General features: G+C 74.0%; 19 protein-coding genes. 14 read left to right on the top strand and 5 right to left on the bottom strand.

The annotated features are described in order from the left end of the window. Positions 1 to 44: 44 nt before the first annotated feature. Positions 45 to 446 carry a hypothetical protein gene (locus FS793_RS15685; RefSeq protein WP_144722068.1) on the bottom strand — a complete coding sequence of 134 codons (402 nt, stop codon included), beginning with the start codon at positions 444 to 446 and terminating at the stop codon, positions 45 to 47. Between the two features lie 74 nt (positions 447 to 520). Continuing rightward, positions 521 to 1417 (bottom strand): Lrp/AsnC family transcriptional regulator, encoded by an 897-nt coding sequence (locus FS793_RS15680; RefSeq protein WP_144722067.1) that lies wholly within the window; start codon positions 1415 to 1417, stop codon positions 521 to 523. A 214-nt stretch (positions 1418 to 1631) separates the two neighbouring features. Here FS793_RS15680 and FS793_RS15675 point away from each other — a divergent pair, with 214 nt between their 5' ends. The 7 genes from FS793_RS15675 (at position 1632) to FS793_RS15645 (ending at position 10223) form a co-directional block, all read left to right on the top strand. Further along, complete coding sequence (locus FS793_RS15675) at positions 1632 to 2957, top strand: MFS transporter (protein WP_144722065.1); 1326 nt, start codon at positions 1632 to 1634, stop codon at positions 2955 to 2957. After that, entirely contained in the window at positions 2954 to 4630 is a 1677-nt protein-coding gene (locus FS793_RS15670; protein ID WP_144722063.1) for an amidohydrolase, read from the top strand. Before FS793_RS15675 ends, FS793_RS15670 begins: the two co-directional genes overlap by 4 nt. Then, complete coding sequence (locus FS793_RS15665) at positions 4627 to 6291, top strand: thiamine pyrophosphate-binding protein (protein ID WP_144722061.1); 1665 nt, start codon at positions 4627 to 4629, stop codon at positions 6289 to 6291. The genes FS793_RS15670 and FS793_RS15665 overlap by 4 nt, the downstream gene beginning before the upstream one ends. Further along, the gene (gene speB, locus FS793_RS15660) at positions 6288 to 7259 is read left to right on the top strand and encodes an agmatinase (RefSeq protein WP_144722059.1); all 972 of its coding nucleotides are present in this window, start codon (positions 6288 to 6290) and stop codon (positions 7257 to 7259) included. Before FS793_RS15665 ends, speB begins: the two co-directional genes overlap by 4 nt. Positions 7260 to 7448: 189 nt before the next feature. Continuing rightward, on the top strand, positions 7449 to 8075 hold the full coding sequence (locus tag FS793_RS15655; protein WP_144722057.1) for a hypothetical protein: 627 nt from the start codon (positions 7449 to 7451) through the stop codon (positions 8073 to 8075). Between the two features lie 130 nt (positions 8076 to 8205). Further along, positions 8206 to 8814, top strand: coding sequence for a DUF1775 domain-containing protein (locus FS793_RS15650; RefSeq protein ID WP_144722054.1), 609 nt, complete (start codon positions 8206 to 8208; stop codon positions 8812 to 8814). Continuing rightward, positions 8811 to 10223: a PepSY-associated TM helix domain-containing protein gene (locus FS793_RS15645; protein WP_144722052.1), complete on the top strand. Its 1413-nt coding sequence runs from the start codon at positions 8811 to 8813 to the stop codon at positions 10221 to 10223. Before FS793_RS15650 ends, FS793_RS15645 begins: the two co-directional genes overlap by 4 nt. Positions 10224 to 10269: 46 nt before the next feature. Here the strand turns inward: FS793_RS15645 and FS793_RS15640 are convergent, their stop codons facing one another. From FS793_RS15640 to FS793_RS15630, 3 genes are read right to left on the bottom strand one after another with little or no spacing between them, the layout of a single operon-like run. Further along, positions 10270 to 11073: an ABC transporter ATP-binding protein gene (locus FS793_RS15640; protein WP_144722050.1), complete on the bottom strand. Its 804-nt coding sequence runs from the start codon at positions 11071 to 11073 to the stop codon at positions 10270 to 10272. A gap of 32 nt (positions 11074 to 11105) precedes the next feature. After that, on the bottom strand, positions 11106 to 12128 hold the full coding sequence (locus FS793_RS15635) for a FecCD family ABC transporter permease (RefSeq protein ID WP_260980216.1): 1023 nt from the start codon (positions 12126 to 12128) through the stop codon (positions 11106 to 11108). After that, positions 12125 to 13171 (bottom strand): FecCD family ABC transporter permease, encoded by a 1047-nt coding sequence (locus FS793_RS15630; protein ID WP_144722048.1) that lies wholly within the window; start codon positions 13169 to 13171, stop codon positions 12125 to 12127. Before FS793_RS15630 ends, FS793_RS15635 begins: the two co-directional genes overlap by 4 nt. A 77-nt stretch (positions 13172 to 13248) precedes the next feature. Between FS793_RS15630 and FS793_RS15625 the strand changes: the two genes are divergently transcribed. The 7 genes from FS793_RS15625 to FS793_RS15595 form a co-directional block, all read left to right on the top strand. Then, positions 13249 to 14250: an ABC transporter substrate-binding protein gene (locus tag FS793_RS15625; RefSeq protein ID WP_144722046.1), complete on the top strand. Its 1002-nt coding sequence runs from the start codon at positions 13249 to 13251 to the stop codon at positions 14248 to 14250. 242 nt (positions 14251 to 14492) lie between these two features. Continuing rightward, positions 14493 to 14993, top strand: a complete 501-nt coding sequence (locus tag FS793_RS15620; protein WP_144722044.1) for a hypothetical protein — start codon at positions 14493 to 14495, stop codon at positions 14991 to 14993. Between the two features lie 350 nt (positions 14994 to 15343). Next, on the top strand, positions 15344 to 15766 hold the full coding sequence (locus tag FS793_RS15615) for an Asp23/Gls24 family envelope stress response protein (protein WP_144722042.1): 423 nt from the start codon (positions 15344 to 15346) through the stop codon (positions 15764 to 15766). Continuing rightward, positions 15763 to 15951, top strand: coding sequence for a hypothetical protein (locus tag FS793_RS15610; RefSeq protein WP_144722040.1), 189 nt, complete (start codon positions 15763 to 15765; stop codon positions 15949 to 15951). Before FS793_RS15615 ends, FS793_RS15610 begins: the two co-directional genes overlap by 4 nt. Further along, the gene (locus FS793_RS15605; protein WP_144722038.1) at positions 15948 to 16253 is read left to right on the top strand and encodes a hypothetical protein; all 306 of its coding nucleotides are present in this window, start codon (positions 15948 to 15950) and stop codon (positions 16251 to 16253) included. Before FS793_RS15610 ends, FS793_RS15605 begins: the two co-directional genes overlap by 4 nt. Next, positions 16250 to 16792: a hypothetical protein gene (locus FS793_RS15600; RefSeq protein WP_144722036.1), complete on the top strand. Its 543-nt coding sequence runs from the start codon at positions 16250 to 16252 to the stop codon at positions 16790 to 16792. Before FS793_RS15605 ends, FS793_RS15600 begins: the two co-directional genes overlap by 4 nt. Then, positions 16789 to 17322 (top strand): hypothetical protein (locus tag FS793_RS15595; RefSeq protein ID WP_144722034.1); only part of this gene is annotated, 534 nt, incomplete at its 3' end. The genes FS793_RS15600 and FS793_RS15595, both read left to right, overlap by 4 nt.

Raw genomic sequence — 17322 nt, 5'->3', positions numbered from 1 at the left:
GCGCCGACGGAGGCGTCGGGACGCGAGCGGGTGGGGTGGGGCGGTCAGCGCTGCGAGCGACGCGAGACGAGCACGTCGAGCAGCTCGATGCCGCCCGCGAGCGCCGCGGCCCCGACCGCCATCACCACGCGCGGCCGACGCACGCGACGTCGCACGAGCGACCGCTCGACGGCGCGGTCGACGCGAGCGCTCGCCTCCCACGCGGCGAGCGAGACCGCACCGAAGGCGACGCCGGCGCCCGCCGACGCGACGACGCGATCGGGCGTCGCGCGATCGCGCATCCGTCGATCCACGACGACGGCGGCGACCGCGGCGGGCACGAGCGACAGCGCTGCGCCGACGCCCCAGCGCACGGGCGCCGAGGCGCGGCCGATCGGGATCAGGGTGAAGGCGCCCGTGGAGGCGATGGATGCGGCGGAGGTGAGGATGCGGGTGCGGTCGGCCATGCATCCACGGTCGCAGTCGTCGATCGCGGGGCGCGTCCACCTCCGGGAGGACGTCTCGGCCCTGCCCGTGGGACTCAGGGCCCGATCGCCGGGCGAAGGGTGCGCGCGTAGTCCTCCTTCACGACCGCGAGGTGCAGCCACGCCTCGAGTCGTGCGACGCCCGGCAGCGCGCGCAGTCGGTCGAGGCTCGCGTACAGCGCGCCCGCCGATGGCTCGACGAGCGTCGCGACCGCGTCGAAGCGGCCGATGGTGCGGGCGGCGAAGTCGATGCCGCGCCACTCGCGCAGCGCCGCGAGCACGGCGTCGTCGTCGCCCGTGAGATGCAGGCCGACGCCCATCGACAGCTGCCGATGCGTGAGGCCGCGCGCCTCGACGGCGCTGATCGTGATGATGCCCGCTGCCACGAGCCGCTGCACGCGCGTCGTGACGGCCGACGGCGACAGCCGCACCGCCTCGGCCAGCGCGCGGTACCGCATGCGCCCGTCGCGCTGCAGCAGCTCGATGAGCGCGGTGTCGACGTCGTCGATCACGAGGTCGCCGCGGTAGTCCGACACGAAGAAGCCCTTCGCGACGGCGGTGTAGACGAGCGTCGAGATGTCGGCGACGCCCGCGACGGCGCGCAGGTCGGCCAGCAGGTCGTGCAGCTGCGGCATGGATCCGACGCGCACCTCGGTCACGAGGTCGTGCGTGCCGCCGATGGCCGAGACGAGCACGGTCTCCGCGAGGCCGCGCAGGTGCTGCGCGACCGGCTCGACGGGGCCGTCGACCCGCACCGACACGTGCGCGAGCACGTGCTGGCCGAGGAACGCGGGGTCGACGGCGGCGACGACGCGCACGGCGCCCGAGCCGAGCATGCGCGCGAGCCGGGATGCGACGCTCGCGCGCGGCTGGCCGAGGCGCTGCGCGAGCTGCTGCACGCTCGCGCGGCCGTCCTCCTGCAGGGCTCGGACGAGCTCGACGTCGACGTCCACGGCCACCTCCGCGAGAAACCGGGCAACGCGCGATCGCACGTGCAGGACTCCAGCATACGAGCACCTCGAGGGCCTGCAAGGATCACTCCTGCACGTGAGAGCACCCAGAACCACCGTCAGCAGCGCGATGCGCGAGAGTTCTGCGCTGGACCGGCGCCCCAGACGCGCGTACGCTCCCCGGCATCCGTCCCACAGCCGCGAAGGAGCGGGCGACATGACCGCACAGCAGACCACCCGGGCCAGGAAGGCCGGGTTCGCCGCATTCGTCGGCACCACGATCGAGTGGTACGACTTCTACGTCTACGCGACCGCCGCCGCCCTGGTGTTCGGCCCCCTGTTCTTCCCCAGCGACGACCCCGTCGCCGAGACCGCCGCCGCGTTCGCGACCTTCGCCGTCGCGTTCCTCGTGCGCCCGCTCGGCGGCATCATCTTCGGCCACATCGGCGACAAGCTCGGCCGCCGCCGATCGCTCGTGCTCACGCTCATGCTCATGGGCATCGCGACCGTCGCCGTCGGCCTGCTGCCGACCTACTCCGACGTCGGCATCCTCGCGCCGATCCTGCTCATCGCGCTGCGCGCGCTGCAGGGTCTCGCGGTCGGCGGCGAGTGGGGCGGCGCCGTGCTCATGAGCGTCGAGCACGCCCCCGCCGACAAGAAGACGTTCTACGGCGGCTTCACGCAGCTCGGCAACCCGGCCGGCGCGCTGCTCGCCTCCGGCATCTTCGCGATCATGTCGCGCGTCGGCGACGACTTCATCCGCGACGGCGGCTGGCGCATCCCCTTCCTGCTGTCGATCGTGCTCGTGGGCGTCGGCCTGTGGGTGCGCTACAAGGTCGAGGAGTCGCCCGTCTTCGAGCAGAAGGTGTCGGGCCGAAAGCAGTCGATGCCGCTCGCGTTCGCGCTGCGCTCGAACTGGCTGCCCATCCTGCTCGGCATCGGCCTGCTGCCCATCTCGACCGGCGGCTACTACCTCGCCACCACGTTCGCGACGTCGTACGCGACGAGCCCGAACGTCGGCATCAGCGAGACGCTCATCCTCGACGCCATGACCGTCGCGTCGTTCGTCGAGTTCCTCGTGACGCTGCCCATCGCGTGGCTCGGCGACCGGTGGGGCCGCAAGCGCGTCATGTACATCGGCCTCATCACCTCCGTGGCCACGTTCGTGCCGTTCCTGCTCGTCATGCCCGGACGCATCGAGCCGCTCGTCTTCCTGCTCGCGTCGCTCGTGCGCATCGCCCTCAGCGGCACGTACGCGCCGATCGCGGCGATCCTCGCGCAGATGTTCCGGCCGCAGGCCCGCTACACGTCGATCGCGCTCAGCTACGGCGTCGGCGCAGCCGTGTGGGCCGGCTTCTCGCCCTGGTTCGCGACGCTGCTCGTGGGCTGGACCGGCAGCGTGTGGTCGGTGCTCGGCATGTTCACCGCGATGGCCGCCATCGCCGCGGTCTGCACCTACTTCGCGCCGCAGCACTCCGACGAGGCACCCGTGACCGAGTCGTTCACCGCTCGCACCGACACGACGGAGCACACGATCCGATGAGGAAGCTCGCCCCCTTCGACCGCCCCGCCCAGTCGGCGCCGACGCTCGTCGTCGCCCGCGCGATCCACACGGCCGACGCGCACGACTCGACGGCCGAGGCCATGCTGCTCGACGACGGCCGCATCCTCACGGTCGGCACCGTCGCCGCCTGCGAGGCCGCGGCTCGGGATGCGGGACTCGCGCCCGAGCGCATGGACCTGGGGGATGCGGTGGTCGTGCCCGGCTTCGTCGACGCGCACGCGCATCCGCTCATGTTCGGGCAGATGATGACGTGGGTCGACTGCGGTCCCGAGCGCGCGGGCAGCATCCCCGAGATCGTCGCGCTGCTGCGTGCGGCGGCCGAGCGGATGCCGGCGGGCCGCCCCGTGCGCGGCTACGGCTACGAGCACCGCAACCTCGCCGAGCAGCGGCATCCGACGCGGTTCGAGCTCGACGAGGTCGCGACCGACCGCGAGGTGTACCTCATGAACGCGTCCGGGCACGGCGGGGTCGTGAACTCCTTCGCGCTCGCCGCCGGCGGCGTCGACCGCGACACCCCCGATCCCGCCGGCGGCACGTTCTTCCGCGACGCCGAGGGCGAGCTCACGGGCGAGCTGTCGGATGCGGCGTGCAACGTGCTCACGGGCGTCAGCGGCGTGAAGGTGGGCCACCACGGCCCGAACTTCCATCTCGCGGACGAGCCGGAGGAGCACGTGCGGCAGCTCGCCGCCGCCACCGAGCGGTTCCTCGCCGGCGGCGTCACGGCGATCGGCGACTGCCAGGTGTCGCGCCGCGAGCTCGACATGTACCTGCGGCTCGCCGGCACCGACGGCGGGCTGCCGGTGCGCGTCTCGATGTACCTGCTGTCGCATCTGCTCGACGAGGCGCTCGAGATGGGCCTCGTGGGTGCCTTCGGCAACGCGCACCTGTCGTTCGCGGGCATCAAGCTCTACGCCGACGGCACGCTCGGCGGCTGGACGGCGTACTTCCCCGACGGCTACGTGGGCGACCCGTGCCGCACGGGGCAGCTGTACCACGAGCCCGCCGAGTACGCCGAGCTCATCCGCCGCGCGCACGCCGCCGGCCTGCAGACCGCGACGCACGCGCAGTCGCCGACCGCGATCGGCATGGTCGTCGACGCCCTCGAGGCGGCGCTCGCCGAGCACCCCGACGCCGACGCCCGGCACCGCATCGAGCACTGCGGGCTGCCGACGCCCGAGCAGATCACGCGCATGGCGGCTGCGGGCATCCGTCCCGTGAACCAGCCGCAGCACTACCGCAGCTGGGGCGAGGGCGTGGAGCAGGCGATCGGCACGCCCGGCGAGCGCTTCAACCCGCTCGGCGAGTTCGCCGCGGCCGGCGTGCCCATCACGATCTCGTCGGATGCGCCGGTCGCCGAGCCCATCCCGCTCGAGGCGATCGAGACGGCCGTGACCCGGCTGACGCAGCGCGGGCACCGCCTCGGTGCCGACGACCTGCGCATCCCGGCGATCGCGGCGCTGCGCGCCCACACGATCGAGGGCGCCATCACGCTCGGCCGCGAGGACGATCTCGGCTCGCTCGAGGTCGGCAAGTGCGCCGACTTCGTGGTGCTCTCCGACGACCCGCTCGCCGTCGAGGCCGAGTCGATCGCGAGCATCGACGTGCTGCAGACCTGGGTCGGCGGCGCGCGGCGCTGGGAGGCGGCACGATGACGGATCGGTACGCCGACACGGCCGGGCGCGCAGTGCTCGAGACCATCCGCGGCTACGGCGTCGATGCGGTGTTCGGCATCCCCGGCACCCACAGCCTCGAGCTCTACCGGCCGCTCGCAGAGCTCGGCATGCGCGCGATCACGAACCGCCACGAGCAGGGCTCGGGCTACGGCGCCGACGGCTGGGCGCAGCAGACGGGCCTGCCGGGCGTCGTCATCACGACGTCGGGGCCGGGTCTGCAGAACGCCATGAGCGCCGTCGGCACGGCCTTCGCGGAGTCGCGGCCCATGATCGTGCTGTCGCCGGGCGTCGCGCTCGGCGCGGAGTTCGCCGACGTCGGCACGCTGCACGAGACGAAGGATGCCTCGGCCATGGCGGGCGCCGTGGCCGCGTGGTCGCGGCGCGTGACCAGCGCCGCCGAGGCCGTCGACGCCGTGCACGACGCGTTCGCGCTCTTCCGCACAGGGCGCCCGCGGCCCGTGCACATCGAGATCCCGCTCGACGTGCTCGAGGCGCCCGCCGACGTCGCCGCTGCCGCGCGGGCACCGCGACCCGCGCCCGCCGTCGAGGTGGGGGAGCAGGGTGCGGTGCGCGCCGCGTCCGACCTGCTGCGGCAGGCGCAGCGGCCCGTGATCGTGGCGGGCGGCGGCGCGACGCGCGCCGGCGCGCAGCTCGTGCGGCTCGCCGAGCGCTTCGGCGCTCCCGTGCTCACGACGCTCAACGGCAAGGGCGCGGTCGACGAGCACCACCCGCTGTCGCTCGGCGCGAACCTGCGGCTCGCCGCCGCACGCGAGGTGGCCGAGGATGCCGACGTGCTCGTGGTCGTGGGCTCGAAGCTCGGGGAGGCCGAGCTGTGGGCGCCGCGGCTCGAGGCACGCGGGCGGGTCGTGCGCATCGACGTCTCCGCCGCCCAGCTGCACAAGAACCTCGCCGCGACCGTCGGCATCGCCGGCGACGCCGCGGCCGTGCTCGACCACCTGCTCGACGGCACGCCGGCCGACCGACGCCTGCGCCCGGCGCCCGACCTCGACGCCGTGCGCGCCGCGATCGACGCCGAGCGTCGCGCGACGCTGCCCGACACCGTCGCGCTGGCCGAGACGATCGCGGATGCGCTGCCCGCCGACGCGATCGTGGCGGGCGACTCGTCGCAGATCGTCTACCTCGCCCTCGCGAACGCGCTGCGGCAGTCGCGACCGCACTCGCTGCTCTACACGCCGACGTACGCGACGCTCGGCTACGGCCTGCCCGCCGCGATCGGCGCGCGCGTCGCCGACCCGACGCGTCCCGTGGTCGCCGTGCTCGGCGACGGCGCGCTCATGTTCTGCGTCAACGAGCTCGTCACGGCGCTCGAGCAGCGCCTCGACCTCACGGTCGTGTGCGTCGACAACGGCGGCTACGCCGAGATCCGGCAGAACGAGGTCGACCGCGGCATCGCGCCCATCGGCGTCGACCTCGTGCAGCCCGACTGGGTCGCGCTCGCGACGGCGTTCGGCGCCGTCGGGCGGCGCGCGTCGACGTACGCCGAGGTCGCCGATGCGGTTCGCGTCGCGATCGCCGAGGGCGGCGTGCAGCTCGTGCACGTGCCGCAGGCGGCGCTCGCGCGCGCGTCCGCATCCGCATCCACGACCGCATCCGCGACCGACGCCGAGGAGCAGGCATGACCGACCCGACCCCGCACGAGCACACCGCCCCCGTCGGCCCGGTCGACGCGTCCGTCGTGCCCCGCTACGCCGGCATCGCGACGTTCGCGCGCCTGCCGCGCATCGAGGACGTGCCGCGCGCCGACGTCGCCGTCGTGGGCATCCCGTTCGACACCGGCGTCAGCTATCGGCCGGGCGCGCGCTTCGGTCCGAGCCACGTGCGCGAGGCGTCGCGCCTGCTGCGGCCGTACAACCCGGCGCAGGACGTGTCGCCCTTCGCCGTCGCGCAGGTGGTGGACGCGGGCGACATCCCCGTGAACCCGTTCGCGATCGACGAGGCGATCGGCGAGGTCGAGCGGGCGGCGGATGCGCTCGCCGAGCGCGCGCCGCGCATCGTGACGATCGGCGGCGACCACACGATCGCGCTGCCGCTGCTGCGCTCGATCGCGAAGCGGCACGGGCCCGTGGCCGTGCTGCACTTCGACGCGCACCTCGACACGTGGGACACGTACTTCGGCGCCCCCGTCACGCACGGCACGCCCTTCCGTCGCGCGAGCGAGGAGGGCCTCATCGACCTCACCGCGAGCTGCCACGTCGGCACGCGCGGTCCGCTGTACTCGAAGCAGGACCTCGTCGACGACGAGCGTCTCGGCTTCCAGGTGCTCTCGAGCGAGCTCGTCGAGCAGGAGGGCGTCGCGGGCGTCATCGACCGGATGCGCGCGCGGCTCGGCGACCGGCCCGTGTACGTGTCGATCGACATCGACGTGCTCGACCCCGCCCACGCCCCCGGCACGGGCACGCCCGAGGCGGGCGGGCTCACGAGCCGCGAGCTGCTGCGCATGGTGCGGGCGCTCTCCGACCTGCACGTCGTCGGTGCCGACGTCGTCGAGGTGTCGCCCGCGTACGACCACGCGCAGCTCACGGGCATCGCCGCGAGCCACGTCGTCTACGAGCTCGTGACCCTGCTGGCCGCGCAGGCGGGTCGGTAGCCCCGCCGAGGTCTCCGAGCGCGCTCGTCATCAGCTGGTCGAGGAGCGCGCGAGCGCAGCGAGCAGCCGTCACGAAGGGCAGGCCTCCTCGACCAGCTGGCGGGGCGAATCGCCCCTCAGCGCTCCTCGTCCTTCGGCGACTCCGACACCGAGCCGGAGGGGCGCGCGCTGCGCGGCTACGCTGGGAGCATGCCCCCGTCGAGTCGCGCCGACGTCGGCACGCCGCTCGACCGGCGTCGACGAGCGCTCGCGCACGCATCGCTCGTGACCGGTCTCACGACGGTCGCGACCGGCTGCGCCCACTCGCTCGCAGGCGGCGCGGCGCCCCCGCCGCTGCTGCTCGCCGCGGCCTTCATGGTCACGCTCGCCGTGCTCGGCCCCGTGCTCGGCTCCCGATCGACGTGTCCGCGTCGCATCGTCGCCGTCGCGCTGGCGCAGATCGTGCAGCACGGCCTCTACGCCCTGCCGCAGCCGACCAGCGTCGGCGGCACGCCGCGCGGACACGCGCACCACGGGCTCGAGGCCATCGCGACGCCCGCCGCGGGCGTCCCGGCGCACGCGCATGGCGACATGCTGCTGGCGCACGTGCTCGCCGGGGCGCTGACGCTCGTCGCCGTCGCAGTCGGCGCCGCCGTCGTCCGCGTCGTGCTGGCCGCGCTGCGCGGCGACCGGCTCGTCGAGCTGCTCGCGATCGCGGTGCCGCTCGGCGTCGTCCGGCCCGCATCGGTCGCCGCCGAGCGGCCCGCCGCACGGCCCGCATCCACCGTCGCGCGCACGCCGGTGGCGCGTCGCGGCCCACCGCTCGCGCTCGTCTGACCCGCCGCCTCGCCGCATCCGGCGAGGCTCGTGGCCACGCGCCACCGCATCCTCGACGACCGCATCGGTCGAACGAGCCTCAGACGAACGCGCCCGTTCGCGGCGCCCCGCTTCCAGGAGCACCCCACCCATGTCCCCATCCCGCACCATCGCGGGCGCGAGCGTCGGCGTCGCCGCGCTGCTGCTCGCGCTGTCCGCCCCCGCTGCCGCCAGCGCGCACGTGACCGTCGACGGCACGAGCACCGCGCCCGGCACCGCATCCACGCTGTCGTTCACGATCGAGCACGGCTGCGACGCGTCACCCACGACCGCCGTGACCATCGCCATCCCCGACGAGGTGTCGGCGGTGACGCCGATCGCCAACGCCGGGTGGACGATCGAGGCCGACCTCGCCGCCCCCGGACGCACCATGACCTACGTCGCGCAGACGCCGCTGCCGTCGGCGGTGCACGACACCCTCGTCATGGACGTCACCTTCCCCGACGACCTGCCGGAGGGCACCGTGCTGGCGTTCCCGGTCGAGCAGACCTGCGAGGTCGGATCGCTCGCCTGGGACTCCACGGCTGCGGATGCGGACCATCCCGCGCCGCAACTCGCGATCGCCGCGCCCGTGGTCGAGGAGGCTCCGGCCGCGGAGGCCGGTGGTGTCGGTCCGGTGGGGGTCGTCGCGCTCATCGCTGCCGTCGTCGCGGCCGCGCTCGCGACGATCGCCCTGCGCAGGCAGCAGGCGAGCCGATGACCGCCGCCGTCGACCAGCGACCGACGCCTCCGGCCGAGCCCCCGCGCCGTCGCAGCCCGTGGGTGTCGCAGCTGCTGCGCCGCCTGCACTGGCTCGCCGGCATCCTCGTCGGCCCCTTCATCCTCGTCGCGGCCCTCTCGGGCGCCGCCTACGCCGTCGCGCCATCCGTCGAGCGCGTGCTCTACGCCGACGCGCTCACCGCGCCCGCCGAGGGCACGGCGCTGCCGCTCGCCGAGCAGGTCGCGATCGCGCAGGACGTCGTGGGCGACGACGCAGCCCTGTCCGCGGTGCGGCCCGCGCCGCAGTCGGGCGACACGACCCGGGTGCTCTTCGCCGCCGACGGGCTGCAGGAGAGCGAGTCGCGGGCGATCTTCCTCGATCCCGTCTCGGGCGACGTGCGCGGCGACATGACCGTCTACGGCACGAGCGGCGCCCTGCCCTTCCGCACCGCGATCGACCACTTCCACCGCGGCCTCGGCCTCGGCGACGTCGGGCGGCTCTACTCCGAGCTCGCCGCCAGCTGGCTCGGCATCGTCGTGCTCGCGGGCGTCGCGCTGTGGATCGTGCGGTGGCGCACCGTGCGTCGACGCCAGGAGCTCGTGCGACCGGAGATGCGCGCGAAGGGCGTGCGCCGGCTGCTGTCGTGGCACGCCTCCATCGGCATCTGGGTCGCGGTCGGCGCCGTGTTCCTGTCAGCGACCGGCATCACCTGGTCGCAGCACGCCGGCCAGCACGTGACCGACCTCCGCGCCGCGCTCGGCTGGACCACGCCCTCGCTCACCACCGACCTCGGCGGTGCGGCGGCGACCGCCGACCCCCATGCCGCGCACGGCGGCCACGGCGCCGGCCCCGCAGCCTCGGGCGTCGACGTCGCGCGGTTCGACGACGTGCTCGCCGTCGCTCGCGGCGTGAACGTGGACGTCGGCGCGGTGGAGATCCGACCCCCGTCCGCCGAGGGCCAGGCCTGGGTGGTGCAGGAGATCCAGCGTTGGTACCCCACCGAGGTCGACGGCGTCGCCGTCGACGGCGCGACGCTCGAGGTCGTCTCCCGCGTCGACTTCGCCGACTACGGCCTCGTCGCGAAGCTCGCGCGCTGGGGGATCGACATCCACATGGGCCAGATGTTCGGGCTCGCGAACCAGATCGCCATGGCGGCCGTGGCGCTCGGCATCGCCGCGCTCGTGGTGCTCGGCTACCGGATGTGGTGGACGCGCAGCCCCTACCGGGGCAGGCCGGGCGCTGCGCCCGCGGACGGTGCGCTCGCCGCCGCCCCGTGGTGGGGGCTGCTCGCCGTCGGCGCGATCGGCGTCGCGGTCGGCCTGCTCCTGCCGCTCGTGGGGTGGACGCTCGTCGCGTTCGTCGTCGTCGACGGCATCGTGGTCGCGGCGCGCACGCGCGCGGCGGCGTAGCGCGGCTCGGGGCGGTCGGCCGCGAGTCGGCCGCCCCGACGCCCGCTCAGCCGTCGAGCCCCGGCGCTCCCGAGCGAGGGACGACGAGGGGCGTGCCCGTGACGGGGTCGTCGATGACGACGCACGGCAGGCCGAACACGCGCTCGACGAGCTCGGCCGTCACGATCTCCATCGGCGCACCCTCGGCGACCACCTCGCCGTCGCGCATCGCGATGAGGTGCGTCGCGTAGCGGGACGCATGGTTGAGGTCGTGCAGCACGGCGACGATCGTCGAGCCCTGCCGGTGCAGGTCGGCGAACAGGTCGAGCAGGTCGATCTGGTGCGCGACGTCGAGGTAGGTCGTCGGCTCGTCGAGCAGCAGCAGCGGCGTCTCCTGCGCGAGCGCCATCGCCACCCACACGCGCTGCCGCTGGCCGCCCGACAGCTCGTCGACGGGCACGTCGGCGAGCGCCGTCACGTTCGTGCGCGCCATGGCGGTCTCGACCGCGTGGGCGTCGTCGGCGCTCCACCGCTGCAGCAGCGAGCGGTGCGGGTAGCGGCCGCGGCGCACGAGCTCGACGACCGTGATGCCCTCCGGTGCCGTCGCCGACTGCGGCAGCAGCCCGACGCGTCGTGCCACCTCCTTCGGTGCCTGCTCGCGCAGATCCTTGCCGTCGAGCAGCACGACGCCTGCCTCGGGCCTCAGCAGCCGGGCGAGCGAGCGCAGCAGCGTCGACTTGCCGCATGCGTTCGGCCCCACGATCACCGTGAACGAGCCGTCGGGGATGGCCACGGTCAGGTCGGTCGCGACCGTGCGGCGGTCGTAGCCGAGCGTCACGTCCTGCGCGAGCAGGGGCGTGGATGCGGTCATGTCGGCTCCATCCGCCGGGGTCGGGGTCGAGGTCACCATGCTCGTCGCGCCTCCCGCACGAGCAGCGCCACGAGGTAGACGCCGCCGAGCACGACGGTGACGACGCCTGCGGGGATGTCGGTGAGGGCGTGCTGCGCCACGAGATCGGCGGCGAGCAGCAGCGCGGCACCCACGATGGCGGATGCGCCGAGCGGCAGGCCGGAGCCGCCCACGAGACGCTTCGCGATCTGCGGTGCCGTGAGGGCCACGAACGCGATCGGACCCGTCGTGGCCGTGACGATCGCGGTGAGCGCGACGCCGATCGCGAGGATGCCCAGGCGCGCTGGCTCGAGTCGCAGGCCGTGCGCGCGTGCGGCGTCGTCGCCGAGCTCGAGCTGGCGGAGCGCAGGCAGCGCGACGAGCAGGAGGACGACGGCAGCGGCGAGCGGCAGCGCGGCGAGCACGAGCTCCGACCACGAGACGTCGCCGAGCGAGCCGACGCCCCAGATCGCGGCGCCCATGGCCACCTCGGGCTGCAGCCGCAGCAGCAGCCACGTGTTGACGGCGTGCAGCATCGCGGTGACGCCGATGCCGACGACGACGAGACGGAAGCCCGACAGCCCGCGACGGTACGCGAGCGCGTAGACGACGACGGCCGTCGCGAGCCCGCCGACGAGGGCGCCGCTCGTCACCGACAGCGTCGCCTGGCCCGCGAGCGCGATGGCCACGATCGCACCCGTGTAGGCGCCGGTCGAGAAGCCGATGACGTCGGGCGACCCGAGCGGGTTGCGCGACAGCGTCTGGAAGACGGTGCCCGACAGTGCCAGCGCCGCACCGAACGCGAGCGCCGCGAGCGTGCGCGGCAGGCGCCACTCGAGCACGATCCGGCGACCGAACCCGGCATCCGGATCGAGGATGACGCCCGGCACCTCCCAGGGCGCGATGGGGAACGACCCCATCGTGAGGCCCGCGACGAACAGCACCGCGAGCACGCCGATCGCGATCGCGAAGCCGCGGCGACGCCGCATGCGGGCGCGCGTCACGACGTCGGCGCGCGTGCCGACGGCGGCGGTCACGACCGGCCTCCCAGGCGACGCCGGGCGAGCACGATCAGCACGGGCGCGCCGACGAACGCCAGCACGACGCCCACGGGCAGCTCGCCGTTCTCGAGGGCGACGCGCGCGAGCATGTCGGAGACGATGAGGATGACGGGTGCGACGAGCGCCGACAGCACGACGATCCAGCCGTTGCGCGGCCCTGCGAGGAAGCGCCCGACGTGCGGCACCATGAGCCCGAGGAACGCGAGCGGCCCCGCGACGGCCGTCGCCGAGCCCGCGAGGATCGACACCGCGATCACCGTGCCGGTGCGCACGATGCCGACGCGTGCGCCGAGCGACGACGCGAGGTCGTCGCCGAGCGCGAGCACGTCGAGCGCGGGCGCGAGCACGAGCGCGAGCAGCAGGCCCACGCCCAGGATGGGCAGGATCGGCAGCAGCACGTCCCAGCCGCGGCCGTCGAGGCGACCCGACTCCCACACCTGCAGCGCCGAGAACGTGCGCGGGTTCGACAGGCGCAGCCCCGCGACGATGCCCGCGAGCACCGCGCCGATCGCGACGCCGGCGAGCACGATGCGCACGGGATCTCCGCCGCCGCGCCCCACGGATCCGATCGCCATGACGAGGGTCGTCGCGACGCCGGCGCCGATGAGCGCGATCCAGACATACTGCGCAGGCGACGTGATGCCGAGGAGCGCGACGCCCATCGCGACCGCGAACGCCGAGCCGCTCGTGACGCCGAGCAGGCCGGGATCGGCGAGCGGATTGCGCGTGAGGGCCTGGATGAGGGCGCCGGCCGCACCGAGCGCGGCGCCGACGACGACGGCCGCGATCGTGCGCGGCAGGCGCAGGCCGAGCACGGCGTCGGCGTCCTGCACCGACGCGTCGCCGCCCTGCAGGATGTGCACGACGAGGTCGGGCGGCACGTCGCGGGAGCCGACGAACATGCTCGCCGCGATCGCCGCGGCCAGCAGCGCGAGCGCACCCACGAGGGAAGCGATGCGCACGCCGAGGCTCCGGCGCGACCGGGTCGCGACGGAGGAGGCGCCGACGGCCGTGGTCACGCATGCATCCTACGGTTAGGCTTGCCTCACCTGAGCACGCCGTCGCGTGCATCGACCCCCTCTGTGCAGGAGCACCCATGCGCCGTCCTCTCCTCGCGCTCGCAGCCGCCACGGCTGCCGCGCTCGCCCTCGCCGGCTGCTCGGCAGGCACCTCGGCCGACGAGCCCGCCGACGCATCCTCCGGCCCCGCCGTCGAGGAGGGCGCCTACCCCGCGTCGATCCCGACGCTGTTCGGCGACGTCGAGATCGACGAGCAGCCCACGCGCATCGTCGCCCTCGGCTGGGGCGACGCAGAGACCGTGCTCGCCCTCGGGGGCCAGCCCGTGGGCGCATCGGACTGGCTCGGCTTCGGCGGCGAGGGCGTCGGCCCGTGGGCCGAGGGCCTCTACGACGAGGCGCCCACGATCATCGAGACGCTCGAGCCCGACTACGAGGCCATCGCGGCGCTCGAGCCCGACCTCATCCTCGACGTCAAGGGCTCGGGCGAGCAGGACCGCTACGACCGCCTGTCCGAGATCGCGACCACGATCGGCGTGCCCGAGGGCGGCGAGTCGTACCTCACGACGCCCGCGCAGCAGCTCGAGATGATCTCGGCCGCGCTCGGCGTGCCCCAGGCGGGCGCCGACCTTGGCGCCGAGATCGACGACGCCTTCACGGCGGCTGCGGACGCGCACCCCGACTGGGCGGGCCTCACCGCCACCGCCGCGACCCGCACGAGCGAGGGCTGGGGTGCCTACATCGACGGCACCGAGCGCGTCGAGTTCCTCGAGCGCCTCGGCTTCGTGCTGAACCCGGCGATCGCCGCCATGGAGCCCAGCGACGGCGGCTTCTCGGTGAACGTGTCGCAGGAGGAGCTCGACACGTTCGACGCCGACCTCATCATCGCCTTCCCGATCTTCATCGAGCCGTCGGAGATCACCGACGACCCGCAGTGGCAGGCCATCCCGGCGGTCGTCGAGGGCCACGCCGTGGTGATCGACGGCGACGTCTCGTCGGCGTACTCGCTCGGCTCGCCCCTGTCGCAGCTCTACGCGATCGACGAGGTCACGGGTCTCATCGCCGACGCGCTCGGCAGCTGACCGACGCCCGACGCTGCACGCGCCCCGCACCCTTCGGTGCGGGGCGCGTCTGCGTTCCTCCCGTGACCGGAAGCGCGTGCCGGACATGATGGGGCATGGAGACGAGCGTCCTCTGGGCACGCGGCGCAGCTGCAGCGATCGCGCTCCTCGCCTGCGCCGGATGCGCGGGCACGCCGGACGCGACGCTCGAACCCTCACCGTCCACGCCGGTGATCTTCTCGCCGTACCCATCTCCGTCGCAGATGGGCGCTCCCGAGGTGACGCCGCTCGACGAGCCCGTCGACTGCCGGCTCGCGCTGGACGTGCTTCCCGTCGAGGATCCCGCCGCTGGTGTCGAAGCGCTGCGTTGGCAGCTGCTGGGCGACGGCAGCGCCGACATCGCGTCGGTGATGCGCACCCCTGACGGCGCGGTCGTGACGCCGAGCACCGACGCCGACGAACCGGCGGCGATCGTCGGGGTGGCGATCGCGCGCATCGACGCAGCCGGGTTCGCGCCGCCCGAGTGGGCTCTCGCCGCTGCCGTGCACTGGTCGTTCGACGACCTCTGCGCGGGGATCACGGTCGTGCTCGGCGAGATGGGCTCGCCCGGAGGCGTGCAGAGCGTCGGCGTCGACGAGGACGCACGGCTGCGCGTCGGCATCGAGGCCGGGGCGTCGGTCCCTGCGAGCATCGTCGACCTCGAGACCGCTCACCCCGGCATGCTGCGGATCGTCGAGGAGACAGGCGTCGACGTCGCGCCGTGAACCGAGCGCGCGTCCCTCGGACGCGTGGAGACGTCCACGCGCGTTCGCCGACGGCGGAGCGGGGCGCGGGATGCGCGGGGCCGGCCCGTGTCCGTCGAGGCGTCTCGTGCGTCGCCGCAGCGGTGGAACCGCGGCTACCGTCCCCCCGTTCCGACCATGCGGGGTCGATCGGCGCGCTCGCTGCGCCGCGCGGGCATCCGCCGTCCCTAGCGCCACGAACAGGTCCTGACAAGCGCTCAGCGAACCGTTCGAAATCGAAGCAAAGTTTCTCGTGACGATGCGTGACGAATCGCCAGCTCGTCACGTCTCATCACCGTAGGACCCCAAGACCACGAAGAGAAGGAGCCATCATGGCCACCACGAACCCCACCCCCAACACCGTCGCCGCAGCGGGCGTGACGGGCACGACCACGGTCGTCGACCCCGTCGTCGCGAAGATCGCCGGCATCGCAGCACGCGAGGTCCCCGGCGTGTTCGACCTCGGCGGCGGCGCCGCACGCATCGTGGGCGGCATCCGCGACGCCATCGGCCAGCGCGACCAGGGTCAGGGCATCAAGGTCGAGGTCGGCGAGAAGCAGGTCGCGGCCGACGTGACGATCGTCGTGCACTACCCCGAGCAGCTCCAGGTCGTCGCCGACAACGTGCGTCACGCCGTGGCTCGTGCCATCACCGAGCTCGTCGGCATGGAGGTCGCCGAGATCAACGTGACCGTCACCGACGTGCACATCCCGGGCGACGACCAGGATGAGGCCGAGGAGACCCGCGTCGCATGAACGGCTACACGATCGGCGCACTCGCCGGCCTGATCCTGGCCTTCTTCGGCCTGGCATTCGGCCTCGGCGGATTCCTCATCGCCCTGCTCCTCGGAGCCGTCGGCGCCCTCATCGGCGGCATCGCCACCGGGCGCCTCAACCTCCGAGCAGCCGTCGACGCGGCACAGGGGCGGAGCCGAGGATGACCATCCCCGGCCGCGTCTCCATCGAGCCGCGCGCCATCCGGGCGATCGTCGAGGCGACCGCGGCCGAGGCCTTTCGCACCACGCCCAAGAGCGTGCGGGCGAGGGTCCACGCCGACCAGGGCCGCCTCGAGGTCGAGATCGCGACGCCGTACGGCGGCGCCGAGCCTCTGCTCAGCGCCGCCGCCGCGGGTCGCGAGACCGTGACCGCACGGTCCAGCGAGATCAGCGGAGCACGATTCGACCGGGTGCGCGTGCGCATCACCGGACTCACCGAGCATGACGACCGAAGGAGGGTCGAATGAGCTGGATGCGACGCTACGAGCGCCGTGAGCTGCACCGCTCGCGCTCGCTCACGTCCTCCATCGCGCTGATCGTGACGGCACTCGTGCTCGTCGCGGGATCGCTCGTCGCGATCCTCGGCCCCCTCGGCCTGCTGCCCTCGGGCATCACCGGCGAGGGCGTGCACACGTTCCTCACCTCCGCAGGTGCCGCGAGCATCGCGACCGGCATCGGCGTCATGGTCGTCGGACTCGTGTGGCTCGTGCTGGGCCTCTCGAGCGCTCGCCGCAGCCGCAGGGCCATCGAGCGAGACGGCGTCGTGGTCATCGTCGACGACGCCACGCTCGCCAGCGCCATCTCCGGCACGGCCGCCCGTGCGGCTCGCGTCGGCGCAGGCTCCGCGCACACCGTGCTCGGCCGCCGTCGCGCTCGCACCGTGCTGCAGCCCGAGGCCGGCTTCGATGCCGATCTCGACGCGGCCCGTGCGGCCGCCACCACCACCATCGATGCGCTGCGACCCCGACGCGGGCTGCACGCCGACGTGAAGGCAGGCTCCGCATGACCACCACGAACCGCGGATGGAACCGCATCGTGCTGACCCTCGTCGGGCTCGCGTGGCTCGTCGCAGGCGGCGTGCTCGTGGCCAGGCAGGTCTGGCCCGAGCAGGCATCGCAGGCGTGGAACGCGGCGCCGCAGGCCGTCGTCGACGGCTGGGACGCGCTCACCGCGCAGCTCGGCCTGTCGATCGGCAGCCTCGACCCCGCCGCGCTCTGGACCGTCGCGCTCGTCGCCGCCGCGGTGATCGCCCTCGTCTGGGCCATCGTCCACGCTGCGACGCGCGGCAAGGGACGCACCTCCGACGCCGTCGTCGCCGACGACATCGTCATCGAGGCGGGCACGGTCGAGGACGTCTTCCGCGACGCGCTCGGCACGCACCCCGACGTGCTCAAGGTCCACGTGTCCGCATGGCGGCGCCGGGGCGAGAACGCCTGGCGGGCATCGGTCGACGTGCGACAGCACGCTCGACTGGACGAGGTCGCGGATCGCGTCGCGGCAGCCGCGACCGCCACGCGGGAGCGGATCGGCATCGAC

The sequence above is a fragment of the Agrococcus jejuensis genome (assembly GCF_007679035.1).
Lineage (GTDB): Bacteria > Actinomycetota > Actinomycetes > Actinomycetales > Microbacteriaceae > Agrococcus > Agrococcus jejuensis_A.
Note: the sequence above shows the minus strand (reverse complement) of the source record. Positions and strands in the feature narration are given on the sequence as shown.